Consider the following 18900-nt stretch of genomic DNA (forward strand, 5'->3'; position numbering starts at 1 on the left):
TGTTGAAGGATGTGGGTGCTGCAGCACCCACATCCTTCAACACGACACACATTTAGAAGCGGGCCGGAGCTCAACCAGCGCTGGTGGCGAGGGCGCGGCTGATGACGAGGCGCTGGATCTGGTTGGTGCCCTCGAAGATCTGGGTGATCTTGGCTTCGCGCATGAACCGCTCGACGCGGAAGTCGCGGGTGTAGCCGTAGCCGCCGAGCACCTGGACGGCGTCGGTGGTGACCTTCATCGCGGCGTCGGTGGCGATCAGCTTGGCGGTGGCAGCGGCGCGCGAATATTGTTGTCCCGCATCGCGACGTCGTGCGGCGTCGAGGTAGGTTGCCCGGGCGGAGTCGACGGCGGCGGCCATGTCGGCGAGCAGGAAGCCGAGGCCTTGGTGGTCGATGATCTTGCGGCCGAACGTGGTTCGTTCGTGTGCGTAGTCGACGGCGGCGTCGAGCGCGGCCTGTGCGAGGCCGGTGGCGACGGCCGCGATGCCGAGTCGGCCGGAATCCAGTGCGGAGAAAGCGATCTGGAGTCCCTGGCCCTCGGCGCCGAGTCGACGTCCCTCCTCGATGAAGGCGTCGTCATAGTGTGCCGAGGTGGTGGGGACCGCCGCAAGGCCCATCTTCTCTTCGGGTTTGCCGAACGAGAGGCCTGCGGTGTCGCGGGGAACGAGGAAGCACGAGATGCCCTTGGAGCCTTCGCCTGTCCGCGCGAACAGGTTGTAGACATCGGCGATGCCGCCGTGGGTGATCCACGCCTTGGCGCCGGTGACGGAGTATCCGCCCTCGGCGGGCGCGGCTTTGCAGTTGAGTGCAGCGGCGTCGGATCCCGCTTGCGGCTCGGACAGGCTGTACGCGCCGATCAGCTTGCCCTCCAACAGATCCGGGAGCCACTGCTGCTTCTGCTCGTCGGTGCCGAAGGTGAACAGGGGATGGCAGGCGAGGCCGTGCACGCTGGTCGCGACGGCAACCGATGCCCAGCGCGTGCCGAGTTCTTCGAGCACCTGCAGGTACACCTCGTAGGGCTGGCCGCCGCCTCCCCACTCCTCCGGGTAGGGCAGCCCGAGCAGTCCTGCCTCGCCCATCTCGGCGAAGAGGCCGTCGGGATACCGCTCGGCCTTTTCATACTCGTCGACGATGGGGAGGAACTTCTTGTCGGCGAAGTCCCTGGTCAGCGCGATCAGATCACGAGCCTCGTCGGTGGGCAGGAGACGGTCGACGGGCATGAATCCTCCGATGGTGCGTGATCTGAACAGCTACTAATGCTCGACTCAATACAGTACTCAGGTACTCTTCCTAGTACTATCCGAGCGAGAATGCAATGCCCCCACCACCGCCCAGGAGATGACCGATGACCCGAGCCGAGCTCGCGACGCGGCGTCGAACTGAGTTGTTCGATGGCCTCCTCGCGCTGATGCTCGACGACGGCTTTGCGCACCTCCAGATCGCCGACCTCGCTGCGCGCCTGCACTGTTCACGCTCGACGCTCTACACACTGGCAGGCAGCAAGGAGCAGCTCGTGACCAAGACGGTCACCCACTTCTTCCGCACGGCGACCGACCAGGTCGAGTCGCGAGTAGCCGACGCCGCGACGTCGCGCGACGCCGTCGTCGAGTACCTGATCGCGGTGGGCGATGCTCTCTCGCCCGCATCCGCGCAGTTCATGGCCGACCTGCACGCCTTCGCGCCGACGCGCGAACTCTACGAACAGAACACCGCCGCTGCCGCCGCCCGCGTGCGCGGACTCATCGCTGCTGGGGTCGCCGCGGGCGAATTCCGTGACGTGGACGCCGCTTTCGCGGGCGACCTCGCCGCGACGATGATGAGTCGCATCCAACGGCGCGACGTCGAAGCACACACCGGCCTCGACGACGCGCAGGCCTATCGGCAGCTCGCGTCGATCCTCACGCGCGGGATCGACGTCGACCGAGGTTAGCGCCGCGCGCGGCGTCGAAGATGCGTGATGCCCCGGTCGTCGATCCACCAGTCGACGGACATGTCGACGCTCTCGCCGTCGCGGGCCACGGTGACGACCAGGTCGTCGTGGACTCTGACTTCGCCGTCCACTGCGCGCCCGGTGAGCGCGGTGAAGAGCACTGCGTCGGTGCCCGCAGCGGTCGACGGCTCGCCCTGCGACGCGACGACGGCGTTGAACGCCTCCGACGAGGTCGGAACGTCGAGAATGTCAGCCAACAGAGCGGCGTCATCTGACGGGCTGGCGGCGTCGGCCGCGAACACGACCATTGCGTCGGCGTCGACGACCTGCAGGTACCACGGACGATCGATCACCACCGCGTCGGTTACTGCGCTGCCTGACACCGCTCGAACACGTTCCGGCACAGCGAGATCCATCGGTTCGACGGTTCCGCGTCGGCATGCACGCACCATCGCGGCGTACGTCGTCGACGCCGCGCCGGCCGACACGTCGCGCGCAGGATCGGCGAGGTTGTGCAGCAGAGTGTCGGCGTCGGCGACCGATTCGACGTCGCTGCCGCCGAGCGCCGCGGCAAGCGAGTCGGCGTACGGATGGTCGAGGACGTCGCGGACTCCGGCCAGCGCCGACTCCGACGGTGCGCGGTACCAGCCGAGCGGATGCCCGTCGATGTACGCGTGATGACGCAACCACCACGCCGTGTACCCGTGACGGTCGGCGAGCACCGACTCGAGCGACTCGTCACGCGCGAGCAAGGTCAGCGCCTCGGGCCAGCAGTCATCGTCGACGAGGTCGAGATCGCGCACCGCGGTAAGGGTTTCGGGAAGATCGGCGAGACCGTCCCACCAGAGTTCCTCATCGGGCAGGTCGTGATCCGGCGCGGTCGGGAACTCGTCGGAGACGGTCGTGAAACCCCACCCGACGCCGATTCTGCGCAGCACGTCGGCTCCGACACGCGCCACCAGCTCGTCGTCGACGATGCCGAACGGATGATCGTCGACGAGCACGGAGAGCAGCGGAGCGTCCGGCAGTAGTAGTTCGTCGGCGTTGCGCCACTCGCCGTCGGCGGGTAACGCCATGCGCGACAACCACTCCGGTGCGTCCGCACCGGGATCCGCGACGAGCAGTTCGACGACCTCGTCCAGAAGTGTCGAGTCCTCGTCGTCGACCGCATCCTCATCCTCGACGAGTGCGCGCAGTGAATCGTCGGCGAGCGCCTCCGACACCGAGAGACGTTGCACGCCAAGTCGTTCGAGGAGCGGATGGTCGGCGTCGGGATCGACGGTGCGAATCCATCGCAGTGGACGCGACGTCGCGACGACGAAAAGCCCACGCGCGCCGATGTTCATGCGACCGTCCGCGCGCGGGACCGGCAGCGCGGACAGCTCCTCGACCTCCCGCGACGTCGGCACGAGTGGCGCGAGTGCGGCGTAGAGCCGCTGCCACCAGGCCGCTGGACGGTCGACACCGACGAGCCGATCAGCAAGGGTCGCAAGCCCTATCGGTGTGACCCCTAGACGTTCGAGCACGACAAGCGAGCTGGACGTGGAGAGGTCGGGGTGCACGAGGTCGGCGAAGAGATCGCCGAGTACGTCGGCCAATTCGTCGGTGAGTCCGAGCAGCATCACCGCACGCGATGGCACCAGGTCGGGGCCGTCGGCCGCGGGCAGCCATGACGCATCGCGCACCTCGTCGACGACGGCCTCGGTGAGCCGCGCGTCGTCGAGTCCTGCGATCCGATGCGACGCCGGTAGCAGAGCGAGCCGATCGGATGGTTCGGCAACGCGGAGCAGGTCCGCGTAACCGGCTGCGGCAGAGGCTATGTCGACGTCGGGAAGCAGTCGACGTCGGTCCGGCGTCGGCGGCAGCGATGTGATGATCCTGGCGGGTAGTCCTAGCTCGATGTCGGTGGCCGTCGGCGCGTACAGCACTCCCCGCACCGGACGAGCAGCCACGGCACCGTTGGACTGCGGTGCGAGCCAACGGTTCACAATACCGTCGCGCGTGTGCGTCACCTCCAGCCACGAGGCGTACACCCGCTCGGCACCTTCGACGTCGACGAACACCCGCAACCGCCGGGCACTACTGCCAGGGCCGAGCTGCGCAGCGTCGGACTCGGCAGCGTCGAAATCGGTCCGTTCGATCCGAAAGCTCCTGTCCGGCAGCGTGATCGACTCGACGGCTTCGAGGGAGAGCAGCAGATCGGGGACCTGCACCGCGATGTCGGCAAGGAGCGCTTGGGCGTCGACGTCCACCGTCAACCCCAGCACGACGTCGGTGTCGAAGTCGGCAGCGGGCGCAGTGCTGACGGGCCACGCCAGGCGCAGCAACGGAACCGACGCGCCGTCTCGCGGCGAGATACCCGAATCCCGCACCGCGGCAACGGTATCGGCGCGATCGAAGCGGACGGAGCCCGTCGTCGAGCGGATCTCGACGTGGTCGGCGATGGTGGCGGTCGCCGTGAATCCGACGCCGTAGCGGCCGATGACTCCTGCGGCGGTGTCGTCGGATTTCGCCGACACCCGAAGCGCCACAAGCGAACGCACGCCGTCGGCACTCAGCGGAGCACCCGTGTTGGCGACGTGCAGTTCGCGGCCGTCGAGCCAGACGGCAATGCGTGCAGAAGAATTCGAAACGGCTGCCGCATCCGCAGCGTTGACCGCGAGCTCTGTGAACAGTCGGTCGCGGTAGCCGACGGTGACCAGATCGTCCTCGGCGTTACTGTCCTCGATCAGCCGGGTCGGTGACGAGCGCCAGGCGTCGAGTGTCGCTGCGCGCAGGCGGTCCGTCCCGAACGGGTCGTCGGTGTCGCGCCGGTCGGTCGTCAGGGTCGGCCGTTCTCAGACGATCTCGAGCACGCCGTCGTCGAATGCCTCGTACGCGGGCGATCCCTCGCCCCGATGCGGCTCGACGTCGGAGTGCGCCCCGCAGCCGTACTCGGCCGACACCACGCGGCCGTCGGCGGCGAGTTCGTTGGCGCACGCGCCGAACGCCGCCCGCAGAGCGCCGGAGAGGGGGATGTAGAAGCCGCAGGTCCCGCACGAGAACGGTGCGGCCTGAGCCATTTCGGAACCGGGACCGAAGTCGCCGTCGTACCAACGTTGCGCGGCGTCGTCACGTCCCTCGCGGCTGAGCACGCGGCGTCGGCCGAGTCCGAGTTCGCCCGCCACCTGCGCGACGTCGTCGTCATCGGCGACGAACTCGTCGCCGGTGTCGATCTGGTTGGGCACCAGCCGCGGATCGTCGTCCTCGGCGGCGAGCACATCGCCGGGATGCAGATCGCCCGACTCGACGCGCTGCGACCACGGCAGCCAGTCCGGCGCGAGCAGCGCGCCGTCGGCGGGCAGGAGCGCGGTCTCGCTGATCGTCACCTCGTCGCTGTTCGGCGAGCCTGCGACCACCACACACCACTGCCACCCCTGGTAGCCGGGAATGTCGGAGTCGAAGTAGTGGGCGACGGCCCACTCCCCCTCCGCGATGGCGGCGCGGTGGTCGCCCGGATGCTCCCCGTCGGCTTCGAGCGCTGAGCGAGCCGACTCGACGGCGTCGAGCAGAAGCTGGTTTCCGGTCACTGCGATCACTGTTCCAGTGTGCAATATCGACGCCGCGCCAGGCCAACCGCCCACCTCCAGACGTTGTGGCGCCCCACACGACGGACGGTTACGCCACACAGTCACACCTATGAGGAACAATTGATCAGGTGATCCGATGGAGGCGGGACGACGGCGGCCGATCGAACGACGACCCCCCGACGACGCCGGTACCCGAGAGCGAGACCTCGCGCATCGACGAGTACAGCCGACGACGCCCAGCTGCCCACCCGGGCAGCGCGAACTATCCCGCGGGCGACGGCCGGCAACGCGGTCGTGCCCACGCATCCGTCGGCGACGCCTACCTACCGCCACGCACACACAATCCGCACCTACCTCCACTCGACGAATCGCCGACTGTAGGCGCCACGCGTGCGATGCCCGACGAGGTCGGCAAGACGTCGGCCAAGGGCCCCAAGAAGATCACGGTCATGCGTGTGGCAGCGATGCGCGGACGCGAACTGACCGGGCGCGGCGTCGACAAGATCTATCAGGCCGCCACGGCCGACGGCGCCGACAAGTCGGGGCTGACGGCGCTGACCCTGCCGGTCATCGCGAACTTCGCGGTCGACGCCGCGATGGCCGTCGCACTGGCCAACACGCTGTTCTTCGCGGCCGCGACCGGCGAATCGAAGACGAACGTCGCGCTGTATCTGGCACTGACGATCGCCCCCTTCGCACTGATCGCCCCGGTGATCGGCCCCATGCTCGACCGTCTCCAACACGGTCGACGCATCGCGATGGCCACGACGTTCGGCCTGCGTACCGTGCTCGCGCTGCTCATCATCAGCAACGTCGCCTGGAACCCCGCGACGCAGCAACTGCAGTACGACCCGTGGGTGCTCTACCCGTGCGCGCTGGGTCTGCTGGTGCTCTCCAAATCGTTCGGGGTGCTGAAGTCGGCGGTGACACCGCGTGTCGTGCCCCCGAGCATCGACCTTCCGCGCGTCAACTCCCGGCTCACGACGTTCGGGCTGATCGGCGGGACGATCATCGGCGGCGCGGTGGCCGCGCTGTTCGAGGTGGTGTTGGCCAAGGCGCTTCCCATCCACATCCCCGGCGCGATGGTGTGGCTGGCGATCATCTCGGCGGTCGGCGCCTACCTGTGCCTGCGCATTCCGTCGTGGGTCGAGGTCACCGAGGGTGAGGTGCCCACCACCCTCACCTACCACGAGCCGCATCAGCCGGAGTCCGGGTCGGGTTCGGGACGCACTTCCCGTGCCAGGCGCGGAGCGCGCGAGATCGCCAAGACCATGCGCCAGCCGCTGGGCCGGACCGTCGTCGCGGGGCTGTGGGGTAACGGAACGATCCGCATCCTCACCGGCTTCATGACGCTCTACATCGCGTTCTACGCCAAAGCGCAGGGGTCGCACAGCGGGTGGATGCAACTCGCGCTGCTCGGCGCGGTCGGCGCGGCTGCCGGAGTCGGCAACGCGATCGGTAACGGCGTCGGGACGCGGCTGGAACTGAAGAATCCACCGAAGGTGATCGTGTGGGCGACCGCCGCCTGCTTCATCGTCGCAGTGCTCGCCGCGATCTTCGGCAACGTATTGCTCGCGGTGGTCGCGGGCTTCGTCGCATCCGGGACCAGCGCGATCGGCAAGGTGTGCCTCGATTCGTCGATCCAGGACGACCTTCCCGAACGTTCGCGGGCATCCGCCTTCGGCCGTTCGGAGACGGTCCTACAACTGTGCTGGGTGCTCGGGGCCGCGCTGGGCGTACTGCTTCCGCCGAAGCTGTGGATCGGGTTCACCGTCGTCGCCGTGCTCCTCGGCCTCGGCCTGGCGCAGACCGTGATGACCACCCGCGGGTCGACGCTGGTTCCCGGGTTCGGAGGCCACCGGCCAGACCAGGCGGCACCGACCGTCTCGTTCGCAGCTGCCGACACCACACGGTTCACCCACCCGACCGAGCGGGCCTTCCGCGCAGGTGAGAGGCCCGAAAACGGCCACCAGAGCCCGTCCGAGGCGCCCACCCGACCACAGCCGAGCAGACCGCCACACGGACCTGTCCACCCGAGCGGTCATCACACAGGCCATCATTGAACCGTGCAATTCAACAGCGGTGAGAAGAAGGCGGTCGCGATCATCGCGATCGTGGCGGTCGTGTTCACAGGTGTGGTCGGCGGCATCGTGAGCGCTCTGGTCATCAGCAATCACCACGATGACCGCGGCTATCTGCACGTCGCGATCGACGACGAGCTGGTCACCGTGCGGCCGACGGAGTGGTGCGACGTACTGATGCAGAACTGCACCGCCGACCAGAACCAGGCGCTGCGCGGTCAGCGCGCGCCGCTGCCGATCGGTCAGAGCGCGACCCTGTCGGTGTCGGAGGACATCTCCGACCACCCGTGGCTGCTCTACCTGCTCTACGCCGACCGCAACGGAGTGATCATCAACCCCGACCCGACGCCCGAGTACAAGTCGAGCGGGTCGACCTTCACCGTCGAACTGCCGTCACGACCCGACCGGGTGCTGGTCAACATCGAGGTGCAGCCGCTGTCGGCGGTCGTCGTCGACGGCCAGTACCAGGTTGCGCGCGGCGTGCTCGCACTGAACACCACACCGAACGGATTCCGGGTCAAGCAACCCTCGCCGCAGAACCCGACCCCGCCAAGCGAGCGGGACCAGGAACCATCGGCAACGGGATAGCGAGTCAGGCGTCGAGCTCGCGGGCTACGGCGCGCACGACCTCGGAAATGCGTTGCGCCGTCTTACGATCCGGGTAACGACCCTTGCGCAGATCGGGCTGCACCTTGCCCTCCAGCAACGTGATGAGATCGGCGACCATGCCGTGCAACTCGTCGGGGCTGTGCCGCTTGGCCTGCTGCTCCTTGCGCGCGGCCTCACGGGTGTTCTTCGTGACGCTCGGGGCGGGCTCGAGCACGGTCACGGTCAGCGCCTGCGGTCCGCGACGACCAGCAGCCATGCCGAATTCGACGCGCTGGCCCGGCTTGAGAGCCTCGACGCCTTCGGGCAGCGCGGACGAGCGGACGTAGACGTCCTCCCCGCTCTCCTGAGCAAGAAAGCCGAAGCCCTTCTCCGCGTCGTACCACTTCACCTTGCCGGTCGGCACTGTGCTCACCCTCATCTTCGCTCGGTCTCACCACCGCGGTCATCTACCGCGGCGAGTCTTGTCACAGCAACTGGCTTGTCGTTCACAACAGTTGCCTTCTCACAGCAAAAGACGCCCAACCCACGACAATCAAATGAGCAGGGCGCCTGGTTACCAACATTCTAGCCAATGGCCTGCTGAACAGTCACCTCACATTCGGCCCGGAGCAGCGACGCTCGAATGTGTTCTACCGTTGAGGTATGCAGAAGAAATCGTCCACGGCTCTTCTCGCCCTCGCGGGGCTCGTGTTCGGCATCGGATTGATCGCGCTGATCGCGCTGTTCGTGATGCCCGCCGTCGATGACGGCGGTACCGCTCCCACGTGGGTCTATCTGCTGGCGATGTGCACTCCGATCGGTTTCCTTCTCGGCATCGTCTACGCGCTGCGCTCCGGGCGGCGCGTGAAATGACGACTCAGGGCGACGCGAGCCGCAGCTCGTTCGGTGCGCTGTCGCCGGTGTCCGAGCCCGGTGCACTCAAACGCGCATACAGTTGCTTCCCCACCGGGGTCGTCGCGGTGTGTTGCCGCGGCACCGCCGACGCCCCGCTCGGCATGGCGGCGTCGGCGTTCACGACGGTCTCCCTCGACCCGCCGCTGGTCTCGGTCTGCGTTCAGAACACCTCGACGACGTGGCCGCGGCTGCGCGAGGCGCCTGCGCTGGGCGTGAGCGTGTTCTCGCACACGCAGTCGGCGCTGTGTCGGCAGCTGGCCGGTCCCGCCGAGCATCGATTCGACAACACCACACCTCAGGCCACCGACGACGGCGCGCTGTTTCTCCCCGACTCCGCCGCACAATTGTCCTGCCATATCCACAGTGAGGTGCCCGCTGGTGACCACACCGTCGTGTTGCTGCAGATAGACGCACTCGACTGCGACCCGGACGTCGAACCGCTCGTCTTCCACGCCAGCACGTTCCGCGCCCTCGAAGCGCGTCCGCGGTTGCACCCGACGTCAGGGCCGACATGAGCACCACCGACCTCGGACTTCCGACCGCCCCGCGCCCCAGACGAGACGTCGATGCGCCGACGTCGGGGCCGTTGATCGACACGTTCGGTCGCGTCACCACGGACCTGCGGGTGTCGGTGACCGACCGCTGCAATCTCCGGTGCACCTACTGCATGCCTGCCGAAGGTCTGGACTGGTTGCCGTCCGAGGATCTGTTGACCACCGACGAGTTCGTGCGGGTGCTCACTGTCGCCGTACGCGATCTGGGCATCCGACGCATCCGCTTCACCGGCGGCGAACCGCTGCTGCGCCGCGACCTCGAGGAGCTCATCGCGGCGGCGTCGACCCTGCCGGAAGGGCCAGAACTCGCGCTCACCACCAACGGACTCGGGCTGCGACACCGTGCGAGAGCATTGGCCGACGCGGGCCTGGACCGCATCAACGTCTCTCTCGACACCATCGACCCGGCCCGCTTCGCGCAGATCACCCGCCGCGACCGGCTCTCCGACGTGCTCGACGGACTCGCCGCCGCGCGCGACGCCGGACTCCAGCCGGTCAAGGTCAACGCCGTCGTACCCAGCCGTGACGACCTCGCGGGCCTGCCTGCGCTGTTGCGCTTCTGCCTCGACGAGGGCTACCAACTCCGCATCATCGAACAGATGCCGCTCGACGCCGATCACCGGTGGGATCGCGGCGCGATGCTCACGGCCGACGAGATCCTCGCGACGCTGCGTCGAACCTTCGATCTCGACCCCGACCCCCGCCCACGCGGCGGGGCGCCGGCGGCCACGTGGCTCGTGCGGGGGCACACCGACCCGACGGGACAGACTGCCCGCGTCGGGGTGATCGCGTCGGTGACGCGGCCGTTCTGCGGTGACTGCGACCGCACCCGACTGACCGCCGACGGCGCACTGCGCAACTGTTTGTTCGCCGACGCCGAGACGTCGTTGATGCCCGCCCTGCGCGGTGGACTCACCGCCAGCGCCCTCGACGCCGAGATCGCGCGGCGCTGGCGAGGTGACATGTGGCACAAGGCCGCGGGACATGCGGTGAATACCACGGAGTTTCGTCAACCCGACCGCCCGATGTCGGCCATCGGAGGGTGAGCGAACCGATGACGCTGACCGTTCGGTTCTTCGCGGCTGCGCGTGCCGCCGCGGGTGTCGACCTGACCGAGATCGATGTGCCTGCCGACGCCACGCTCGGCGACCTCGAACGCGCCCTGAGCGCCGGCCACCCCGCGCTCACGCCCGTGCTCGCCCGGTGCTCGTATCTGCGGGACGCGATCGCCCTGTGCGACCGCACGGCACCCCTCGGCGACTGCGCGACCATCGACGTTCTGCCCCCGTTTGCCGGCGGCTGACGCGTCCGAACCCCTGTGACCTTAGTCACATAACAGAGCGATAACGGGATGGACACGAACCGACCATCTTCGGGTTGAGCAGGGGTGACGGGGAATTTGGGCCCAAAGTCCCACTCACAGCCCAAAAAACAAGTTGCGGACGAGGGTGATTCGGCGGCGCAGACGTCGTACTGTACGAACAGTCTCCTCCGGGGAGATCACAGGACAGCCAAAAGAACACAACATTCGACCGGGCGCGCCAAGCCTCGTTCCCCCGATCGAATGACGAACAACAAACTCAGGAACGAGGACGGGGGACCCAACATCTCCGATGGAGATACGGACATCCGCACGGATGCCCTTGGGGTTAAGTCCACCGGCCGCCACGGCGACCACGGACCGAGCAACCTCTCGTTCGAACCCGACAGCTGACTTCGTAGGCGCGTGGAGAGAGGATAGACAACTCATGGCCGGACGTCATCGCAAGTCGACGACCAACACGACCACCAAGACCTTCGCGAAGGTCGCGCTCACCGGCGCAGTGCTCGGCGGCGGAGCCGCTCTGCTCGGCACCGGTTCAGCACACGCAGCCGCCGACTCCGAGTGGGACCAGGTCGCACAGTGCGAGTCCGGGGGCAACTGGGCGATCAACACCGGAAACGGCTACCAGGGCGGACTGCAGTTCAGCCCGAGCACCTGGGCTGCCAACGGTGGCACCGCGTACGCACCGAGCGCCGACCAGGCCTCCAAGGAGCAGCAGATCGCCGTTGCAGAGCGCGTGCTGGCAACGCAGGGCAAGGGTGCATGGCCGGTGTGCGGCACCGGACTGTCGGGCTCGACCCCGCGGACCGCTCCCACCGACTCGCCCAAGCCGCTGCAGGCCCCCAAGCCTGAGCTGAAGCCCGAGGCGCAGCCGCAGACCCCGCTGGAGAAGACCCCCGAGGCCAAGAGCACCGACGACGTCAAGAGTCAGGTCGACGGCGCGCTCGACGACGCCAAGGTCAGCCCCGAGGTGAAGAACCTCTGGAAGGCAGCCAAGGACAGTGGCTACCAGCTCACGCCGGATCAGCTGAAGCTCTACAACCAGAACAAGGGCCTGATTCCGCTCCCCTGAGCGATCTCGCCCGCGTCCCGGCAGTGATGACTGCCGGACCCCGAGACAAAGGGCCCCGCACGACGCCATAACGGCCGTGCGGGGTCCTTTTCCAATTCTCTGGTCGTTTAGGCCGAGTTTCAGGCCGAGCCGACCCATTCGTCTGAGCCGTCGGCGAACAACTGGTGCTTCCACACCGGCAGACGGGCCTTCACCTCGTCGACGAGCCGTGCGCACAGTTCGAATGCAGGCGCCCGATGGTCGGCGGCCACGGCGACGACGAAAGCCACGTCGCCCACGTCGAGCTCGCCCACGCGGTGCGACACCGCCACCGCGCGCACTCCCGCAACAGACGCCGACACCTCGTCGACCACCTCGGCGAGCACCGCAGGTGCGCTCGGATGCGACGAGTACCAGAGCGTGGTGACCGCAGACGCGTGATCTCCGTCGTGGTTGCGCACTGCGCCCGCGAAGCCGACGATCGCGCCGGCGGTGCCTGCAGCGGCGTCGGCGACGAGTTGTTCATGAGACGGGAGGTCGATGGGATCGGCGGCGAGATCGGCCTTGACGACACGCACGGTCATGCGTCGCTCCGCGGGTGATCGCCGCCGCGGATCTGGTCGAGCGCGTGGTCGAGGACGCCGTCGAGTACGTCGAGGCCGTCGCGGACTCCACCGGTCGATCCGGGCAGGTTGATGACGAGCGTGCGGCCCGCGACACCTGCGACGCCGCGGGAGAGGACCGCCGTCGGCACCGCCGGGAGTCCCGACGTGCGAATCGCGTCGGCGAGTCCGGGGATCTCGACGTCGAGCAGTGCTCGGGTCTCCTCCGGGGTGCGGTCGGTCGGGCTGAGGCCGGTTCCGCCCGTGGTGATCACGAGGGCGTCGGATGCGTAGATCCCGGCGCGAATCGCGTCGCCGACCGGCGCACCGTCGGCGACGACGTCGACCTCATCGACGACGAATCCGCGTGAGGTGAGCCACTGCGCGATGATCGGGCCGCTCTTGTCGAGATAGAGGCCGCGGCTCGCACGTGTCGATGCCACGACGACGCGGGCCACGGGTTTCTCGTCAGGTATCTTCTCGTCAGGCATCTTCGCGCGTCCAGGTTCCCGACCTTCCGCCCGATTTCTCGAGCAGTCGGATCTCGCCGGTGCTGGCGCGTCGATCGACGGCCTTGGTCATGTCGTGCAGGGTGAGTCCTGCGATCGCGACTGCCGTGAGCGCTTCCATCTCGACGCCGGTCTTCCCGGCGGTCTCGACGGTGGCCACGATGTCGATGTGATCGTCGGCGACGGTGAAGTCGACGTCGACCGCCGACAGCGCCAACTGATGACACAGCGGGATGAGCGCGTCGGTACGTTTGGCCGCCATGATCCCTGCGATACGAGCGGTGGCCAAGACATCGCCCTTGGGCAGCGCGGACTCGCGCAGGAGGTCGATGACCTCGGTGGTCGTGTGAAAAGTGCCCGCGGCGACAGCGCGTCGTCGCGTCGTGGTCTTGTCGCCGACGTCGACCATCCGCGCAGCACCCGTCGAGTCGAGGTGCGACAGACGAGAAGGGTTCGACGACTCGTCTGGACCGCTCGCGTGCCGGGGAGGCATCAGGTCGACGTCACGTCGTCAGCGGTTGACGACGGTCTTCGGTTGGACGTAGTTGACCTTGTCGGCAGGCAGCGGGAACTCGGCATCGCCGAACGGCGAGAGTGCGCCGGGGATCTCCGCCGCGAACTCCGAGACCGCGTGGTCGGGGACGCTGCCGTCGTCATGACGAGGCCAGCCGTTGTCGACGTAGTGATTCTTCTTTTCCTTCTCAGCCACGCGCATATTGTGCCACGCCGCCCGCTGTCCGACGACTCGCCTGCCGTTTTCGTCGGACCACTAGACTTGATCGAATGAGCACGGACGACCAGCGGATCGGCCTGGCCGACGATCTGGCCGCGCGCACAGACGACGACCTGCGCGATCTGCTGTCGCTTCGTCCCGACCTCGCCTCTCCGCCGCCACAGGGAACCTCGGTACTCGCCCAACGCGCGCTCGCCGCGGCGTCGATCGCACTCGTCGGTGAGGAACTGGATCTGCTGACGATGGCGGTGATCGAGCAGTTCATCGCGCTCTCCACCGGGCCCGGCGTCGCGCGGGTACCGGCCTCCGTCGACGCCGACACCCTGGTGAAGGCGCTGTCGGATCGTGCCGAGTCGGCCGAGATCACCCGACGCATCGACGATCTACGACGTCGCGCGGTGTTCTGGGGTGACTCCGATTCACTCACCGCGGGCGCGCACCTCGCCTCGGCCCTGCCGTGGAAAGCGCTGCATCTGACCGGCCCGCTCGCGCACCTGACCACCGACGAAGTGCAGAAACTGATCGACGGCGTCGACGATCGCCAGCGCGATCTGCTGACAACCCTGTCGCGGGGTCCGGCGCTCGGACGGAGTCGGGACGCGGGCCCCGGTGCCGATCCCGACAGTCCTGTCGCGCGGCTCATCGCGCTGGGTCTCCTCGCACGCATCGACGACCAGACCGTCGAACTACCCCCAATGGTCGCAGCGCTCATTCGCGGCGACCCCCCGCTGCGCACAGACACTCTCGCGCCCCTCGACCTCGCCGACGAGCACGCCTCACTGCGGTTCGGCGCCAAAGCCGTCGACGCCGCGGCGGGTGGCGAGGCGCTCGAACTCATCCGCCACACCACGTCGCTGATCGACGTGCTGGGGCGTGCGCCCGCGGCCGTGCTGCGCTCGGGTGCGCTCGGTGTTCGCGAATTGCGAAGGCTCGCAAAGGTCACCGGCCTCGACCAGAAACGCGTGTCGTTCCTCGTCGAGCTCTTGGGGCACGCACGCCTCATCGACGTCGGATTCCCCGATCCGCCACCCGCGGGAGATCGGGGCGAGCAGGCGTTCGCACCGACGTCGTCGGCCGATACGTGGCTGCACTCGGCACCCGAAAGACAGTGGGCCACACTGCTCGACGCGTGGCTGTCGATGCCGCGACGCGCATGGCAGGTCGGCGAACCCGACCGCGACGGCAACGCGTATCCAGCGCTCTCGTCGGAACTCTACGACGCCACGGCACCCTTGCAGCGTCATCTCATCCTCGACCTGCTCACCGAACTCGACGGTGCCACACCGTTTTCCGTTGACACCGTCACCGCCTCACTCGCCTGGCGGCACCCGCATCGGATACGTCGACTCTCCCCGCGCGTCGTCGGCGAGACGCTCGCCGAGGCGCAGACTCTCGGAGTGACGGCACATCAGTCGCTGACCTCTGTCGGCCGAGTCGCGTTGTCGGACACCGGTCCCGAGGCCGTCGACTCGCAGGTGCTCGCCGCAATGCGTAAGGCGCTACCCGAACCCGTCGATCACTTCCTCACTCAGGCCGACCTCACGCTGACTGTTCCCGGCCCGATGACCCCGGAGCTCAGCGACCAGGTCGAGTTGGTCGCCGATCTCGAATCCGGCGGCGCCGCATCGGTGTATCGCGTCTCGGAGGCGAGCGTCCGACGTGCTCTCGACGCGGGCAAGACCAGCAGCGAACTGCTCACGATGTTCACCGCGCACTCGTCGACGCCGGTTCCGCAGTCGCTGACCTATCTGATCGAAGACGTGGCACGCAAGCACGGGCAGCTCCGCGTCGGCATCGCGTCGTCGTTCATCAGATGCGAGGACCCGACGATGCTCGCAGCCGTATTGCGTAGCGACGCAGCCGAACACCTCGCGCTGCGCGCGCTCGCGCCGACGGTGGCGATCTCGCCGTCGGAGGTCCGCACGGTGATCGATCGACTCCGCGACGCGGGATTTGCTCCCGCGGGCGAGGATTCGTCCGGCTCACTCGTCGACCTGCGCGAGCGCGGCAGTCGCGTGTCGTCGGGACGGGGTCGGCGTCGACCGACACCCCGCCGCTCGACGCCGACCGCCGACCAGTTGCAGTCGGTGGTGAGCCGCATGCGCTCGCACGACAGGGCCACGCGGGCCACTCCGGCGACTGCGGGAAAGTCCGACGCCGCACCGGTGCGCGCCGTCGGCGGTGGCGAATCCACCACTGCCCTCATCCAATTGGCGCTTCGGGCGAATCGACGTCTACTCGTCGGCTACGTCGACGCCCACGGCTCGGCCAGCAGGCACGTCGTGACCCCGCGGCTGCTCGGTGCCGGACAACTCGTCGGCACCGAAGAGGGCTCCGACGACGAGCAGCACTTCACCCTGCACCGCGTGACCAGCGTCGAGTTGCTCGACAACTGACGCTGGTCACGAATCACCCGGCGAGCGCAGCAGCCTCCGGCTCGGCATCGTGTGCGTCGCCGATCGGTCGCTTGACGTTGATCAGCAGGCCGGCGAGCACCGCGACGCCCGCGAGTATGGCTGCGGCGACGTAGAACCCGGTGCTCTGCCCGTGCACCAGCGCCTGTGCCTTCACGGCCTTTGCGTCGGCGGGTCCATGGACCGATGCCATGTGCGCGGTCACGAACGACGCGGTTGCCGTTGCCGCGATCGTGTTCAGGAGTGCGGTGCCGATCGCGCCGCCGACCTGCTGGGAGGTGTTGACCATGGCCGACGCCACGCCTGCATCCCGCGGCTCGACGCCGTAGGTCGCCAGGTTCATCGACGTCATGAAGACGGTGCCCATGCCCATGCCGAGGAGGAACAGGGCGGGGAAGACCACGCTCCAGTACCGCGTCGACTCGGCGGAGATCTGGCTGAGCAGCAGCATCCCGCAGGCTGCGAGGAGCGCGCCCGGCACGAGCAGGAACCGGGGCGGCACTCGCGTGATGAGGCGCACCGCGATCTGGGTCGAGCCGACCAGCATGCCGCCGACCATCGGCAGGAAGGCCACACCGGCCATCAGCGGCGAATAGTGGTGCACCACTTGCATGTACAGCGTGAGGAACAGGAACGCTCCGAACATCGCGACCACCGACAACGCGACGGTGAGGTAGGCGCCGCCACGCGCGCGGTTCGCAACGACACGCAGTGGGAGCAGCGGATGACTGCTGCGCGCCTGCCACGCGACGAACGCGACCAACAACACCACCGCGGCGACCAGGCAGATGACGGTCCCGGTGTCGCCCCAGCCCTCCTCGGCAGCCCGACTGAATCCGTAGACGACGAGCGCGAGTCCGCCTCCACCGAGGATCACTCCGAGCACATCGAGGCCGGGTGCGTGATTGTGGGCGCGTGGAGGTTCTTTGATCTCGACGATCGCGCCGAAGAGCGCGATCGCGGCGAAGATCACGTTGATGTACATCGTCCAGCGCCAGTCGAGCACCTGGGTGAGGAATCCGCCGAGCAGGAGACCGACGGCCGCGCCGCCGCCCGCGATCGCGCCGAAGATGCCGAACGCCTTCGCACGTTCCTTTGGCGCGGTGAACATGACCGTCAGCAGCGACAACGCGGCCGGAGCGAGCAGCGCACCGAATGCTCCCTGCAGCGCGCGCGAGCCGAACAGCATCCCCTGGTTCACCGCGGCTCCGCCGAGCGCGGACGCCAGCGCGAAGCCCACGAGGCCGACCATCAGTGCACGACGACGCCCCCACAGGTCGGCGATGCGTCCGCCGAACAGCAGCAGACCGCCGAATGCCAGCGCATACGCCGTGATCACCCACTGCTGATTGGCATCGCTGATGCCGAGATCGACCTTGGCGTCGGGCAGCGCGATCTGGACGACGGTACCGTCGAGCACGACCATCAACTGCGCGATGCAGATGAAGACGAGCGCCTTCCAGCGCCGGGGGTCGGGCTCCGCGGACAGAGTTGGCGTCTCGGAAGCTGACGACCCAGAAGATGGCTTCTCGGAAGTTGACATGAAGAGTGAGATCCCCACTTGCGTCGTAGTACCCCGGAGATATCCGGAGGTTTGCTCCGCTTACTTTACGCCGCGATGCTCGCGCGGGACAGTGGAATTTAACGGACATAGCGGACACCAGCCGCGCAAAAAACACATCCACGAGCCGGGCAGATAAACCCTTATACAATGGCGCGGGTGACTGATGGACCCCTGATCGTGCAATCCGACAAGACGCTGCTCCTCGAGGTGGATCACCCCGACGCCGCGGCAGCGCGCGGTGCGATCGCCCCCTTTGCCGAACTCGAGCGCGCTCCCGAGCACGTCCACACCTATCGGGTGACGCCGCTGGCGCTCTGGAATGCGCGCGCCGCGGGGCATGACGCCGAGCAGGTTGTCGACGCTCTCGTGTCGTTTTCGCGGTATGCCGTCCCGCAGCCGCTGCTGATGGACATCGTCGACACGATGGGCCGGTTCGGGCGGCTGCAGCTCGTGAAGAGTCCGGTACACGGGCTGACCCTGGTCAGCTTCGACCGTGCGGTCCTCGAGGAGATCCTGCGCAACAAGAAGGTCGCGCCGATGCTCGGTGCGCGGATCGACGACGACACCGTCGTGGTACATCCGTCGGAGCGGGGTCGGCTCAAGCAGGTGCTGCTCAAGGTCGGTTGGCCCGCGGAGGATCTTGCGGGTTATGTCGACGGCGAGGCACATCCCATCGCGTTGGAACAGGACGAGTGGCATCTGCGCGACTATCAGGAGATGGCAGCCGACTCGTTCTGGGCGGGCGGCTCGGGTGTCGTCGTGCTGCCGTGCGGTGCGGGCAAGACGATGGTCGGCGCTGCGGCGATGGCCAAGGCACAGGCGACAACGCTCATCCTGGTGACGAATACCGTTGCGGGACGCCAGTGGAAGCGTGAGCTGATCGCACGTACGTCGCTCACCGAAGAGGAGATCGGCGAATATTCGGGTGAGCGCAAGGAGATTCGTCCCGTCACCATCGCCACCTATCAGGTGATGACGCGAAAGTCGAAGGGCGAGTACAAGAATCTCGATCTGTTCGACTCCCGCGACTGGGGCCTCATCGTCTACGACGAGGTGCACCTGCTGCC

19 protein-coding genes and 1 riboswitch are annotated in these 18900 nt (G+C 67.6%); of the genes, 10 read left to right on the plus strand and 9 right to left on the minus strand.

Going from position 1 to position 18900, the window contains the following annotated elements:
• Positions 1–70 precede the first annotated feature (70 nt).
• Positions 71–1219 carry an acyl-CoA dehydrogenase family protein gene (locus B3T59_RS16930; RefSeq protein ID WP_005206652.1) on the minus strand — a complete coding sequence of 383 codons (1149 nt, stop codon included), beginning with the start codon at positions 1217–1219 and terminating at the stop codon, positions 71–73.
• 125 nt (positions 1220–1344) lie between these two features.
• On the opposite strand from B3T59_RS16930, the gene B3T59_RS16935 reads away from it, so the two are divergent.
• On the plus strand, positions 1345–1929 hold the full coding sequence (locus tag B3T59_RS16935; RefSeq protein ID WP_005206653.1) for a TetR/AcrR family transcriptional regulator: 585 nt from the start codon (positions 1345–1347) through the stop codon (positions 1927–1929).
• Here B3T59_RS16935 and B3T59_RS16940 read toward each other — a convergent pair.
• Together B3T59_RS16940 and B3T59_RS16945 are read right to left on the minus strand one after the other, a co-directional pair.
• Positions 1926–4754, minus strand: coding sequence for a sacsin N-terminal ATP-binding-like domain-containing protein (locus B3T59_RS16940; RefSeq protein WP_376782652.1), 2829 nt, complete (start codon positions 4752–4754; stop codon positions 1926–1928). The genes B3T59_RS16935 and B3T59_RS16940 overlap by 4 nt on opposite strands.
• Positions 4755–4766: 12 nt before the next feature.
• Positions 4767–5507 carry a DUF3027 domain-containing protein gene (locus tag B3T59_RS16945; protein ID WP_039855934.1) on the minus strand — a complete coding sequence of 247 codons (741 nt, stop codon included), beginning with the start codon at positions 5505–5507 and terminating at the stop codon, positions 4767–4769.
• Between the two features lie 119 nt (positions 5508–5626).
• On the opposite strand from B3T59_RS16945, the gene B3T59_RS16950 reads away from it, so the two are divergent.
• Positions 5627–7561 (plus strand): MFS transporter, encoded by a 1935-nt coding sequence (locus B3T59_RS16950; RefSeq protein ID WP_376782651.1) that lies wholly within the window; start codon positions 5627–5629, stop codon positions 7559–7561.
• Between the two features lie 3 nt (positions 7562–7564).
• Positions 7565–8167, plus strand: a complete 603-nt coding sequence (locus tag B3T59_RS16955; RefSeq protein WP_064861404.1) for a DUF2771 family protein — start codon at positions 7565–7567, stop codon at positions 8165–8167.
• A 4-nt stretch (positions 8168–8171) separates the two neighbouring features.
• Here B3T59_RS16955 and B3T59_RS16960 read toward each other — a convergent pair whose 3' ends face one another.
• Positions 8172–8591, minus strand: a complete 420-nt coding sequence (locus tag B3T59_RS16960) for a cold-shock protein (RefSeq protein WP_064861405.1) — start codon at positions 8589–8591, stop codon at positions 8172–8174.
• 239 nt (positions 8592–8830) lie between these two features.
• Here B3T59_RS16960 and B3T59_RS16965 point away from each other — a divergent pair, with 239 nt between their 5' ends.
• The 5 genes from B3T59_RS16965 (at position 8831) to B3T59_RS16985 (ending at position 12032) form a co-directional block, all read left to right on the plus strand.
• Positions 8831–9040, plus strand: coding sequence for a hypothetical protein (locus B3T59_RS16965; protein WP_064861406.1), 210 nt, complete (start codon positions 8831–8833; stop codon positions 9038–9040).
• On the plus strand, positions 9037–9597 hold the full coding sequence (locus B3T59_RS16970; RefSeq protein WP_064861407.1) for a flavin reductase family protein: 561 nt from the start codon (positions 9037–9039) through the stop codon (positions 9595–9597). The genes B3T59_RS16965 and B3T59_RS16970 overlap by 4 nt, the downstream gene beginning before the upstream one ends.
• Entirely contained in the window at positions 9594–10682 is a 1089-nt protein-coding gene (gene moaA, locus B3T59_RS16975) for a GTP 3',8-cyclase MoaA (protein WP_064861408.1), read from the plus strand. The genes B3T59_RS16970 and moaA overlap by 4 nt, the downstream gene beginning before the upstream one ends.
• 8 nt (positions 10683–10690) lie before the next feature.
• Entirely contained in the window at positions 10691–10939 is a 249-nt protein-coding gene (locus B3T59_RS16980; RefSeq protein WP_064861413.1) for a MoaD/ThiS family protein, read from the plus strand.
• Between the two features lie 259 nt (positions 10940–11198).
• Positions 11199–11377: riboswitch (cyclic di-AMP (ydaO/yuaA leader) on the plus strand.
• Between the two features lie 7 nt (positions 11378–11384).
• Entirely contained in the window at positions 11385–12032 is a 648-nt protein-coding gene (locus B3T59_RS16985; protein WP_064861409.1) for a transglycosylase family protein, read from the plus strand.
• A 119-nt stretch (positions 12033–12151) separates the two neighbouring features.
• On the opposite strand, the gene B3T59_RS16990 is transcribed toward B3T59_RS16985, so the two are convergent.
• The 4 genes from B3T59_RS16990 to B3T59_RS17005 are packed head-to-tail and all read right to left on the minus strand — an operon-like array spanning position 12152 to position 13837.
• Complete coding sequence (locus tag B3T59_RS16990; RefSeq protein ID WP_064905366.1) at positions 12152–12595, minus strand: molybdenum cofactor biosynthesis protein MoaE; 444 nt, start codon at positions 12593–12595, stop codon at positions 12152–12154.
• Positions 12592–13104 (minus strand): MogA/MoaB family molybdenum cofactor biosynthesis protein, encoded by a 513-nt coding sequence (locus B3T59_RS16995; RefSeq protein ID WP_197501489.1) that lies wholly within the window; start codon positions 13102–13104, stop codon positions 12592–12594. Before B3T59_RS16995 ends, B3T59_RS16990 begins: the two co-directional genes overlap by 4 nt.
• Positions 13097–13615 (minus strand): cyclic pyranopterin monophosphate synthase MoaC, encoded by a 519-nt coding sequence (gene moaC / locus B3T59_RS17000; RefSeq protein ID WP_064863185.1) that lies wholly within the window; start codon positions 13613–13615, stop codon positions 13097–13099. The genes B3T59_RS16995 and moaC overlap by 8 nt, the downstream gene beginning before the upstream one ends.
• 18 nt (positions 13616–13633) lie before the next feature.
• Positions 13634–13837 carry a hypothetical protein gene (locus B3T59_RS17005; protein WP_005203524.1) on the minus strand — a complete coding sequence of 68 codons (204 nt, stop codon included), beginning with the start codon at positions 13835–13837 and terminating at the stop codon, positions 13634–13636.
• 68 nt (positions 13838–13905) lie between these two features.
• Here B3T59_RS17005 and B3T59_RS17010 point away from each other — a divergent pair, with 68 nt between their 5' ends.
• Entirely contained in the window at positions 13906–16251 is a 2346-nt protein-coding gene (locus B3T59_RS17010) for a helicase-associated domain-containing protein (protein ID WP_064863186.1), read from the plus strand.
• Between the two features lie 13 nt (positions 16252–16264).
• Here the strand turns inward: B3T59_RS17010 and B3T59_RS17015 are convergent, their stop codons facing one another.
• A complete protein-coding gene (locus tag B3T59_RS17015; protein ID WP_051993768.1) occupies positions 16265–17812 on the minus strand; it encodes an MFS transporter in 1548 nt (515 codons plus the stop codon).
• A gap of 177 nt (positions 17813–17989) precedes the next feature.
• Here B3T59_RS17015 and B3T59_RS17020 point away from each other — a divergent pair.
• A partial coding sequence (locus B3T59_RS17020; protein ID WP_349681973.1) for a helicase-associated domain-containing protein occupies positions 17990–18900 on the plus strand: 911 nt, incomplete at its 3' end.

It is taken from the genome of Gordonia sp. UBA7860, assembly GCF_002500165.1.
In the GTDB taxonomy this organism is placed as follows: domain Bacteria; phylum Actinomycetota; class Actinomycetes; order Mycobacteriales; family Mycobacteriaceae; genus Gordonia; species Gordonia sputi.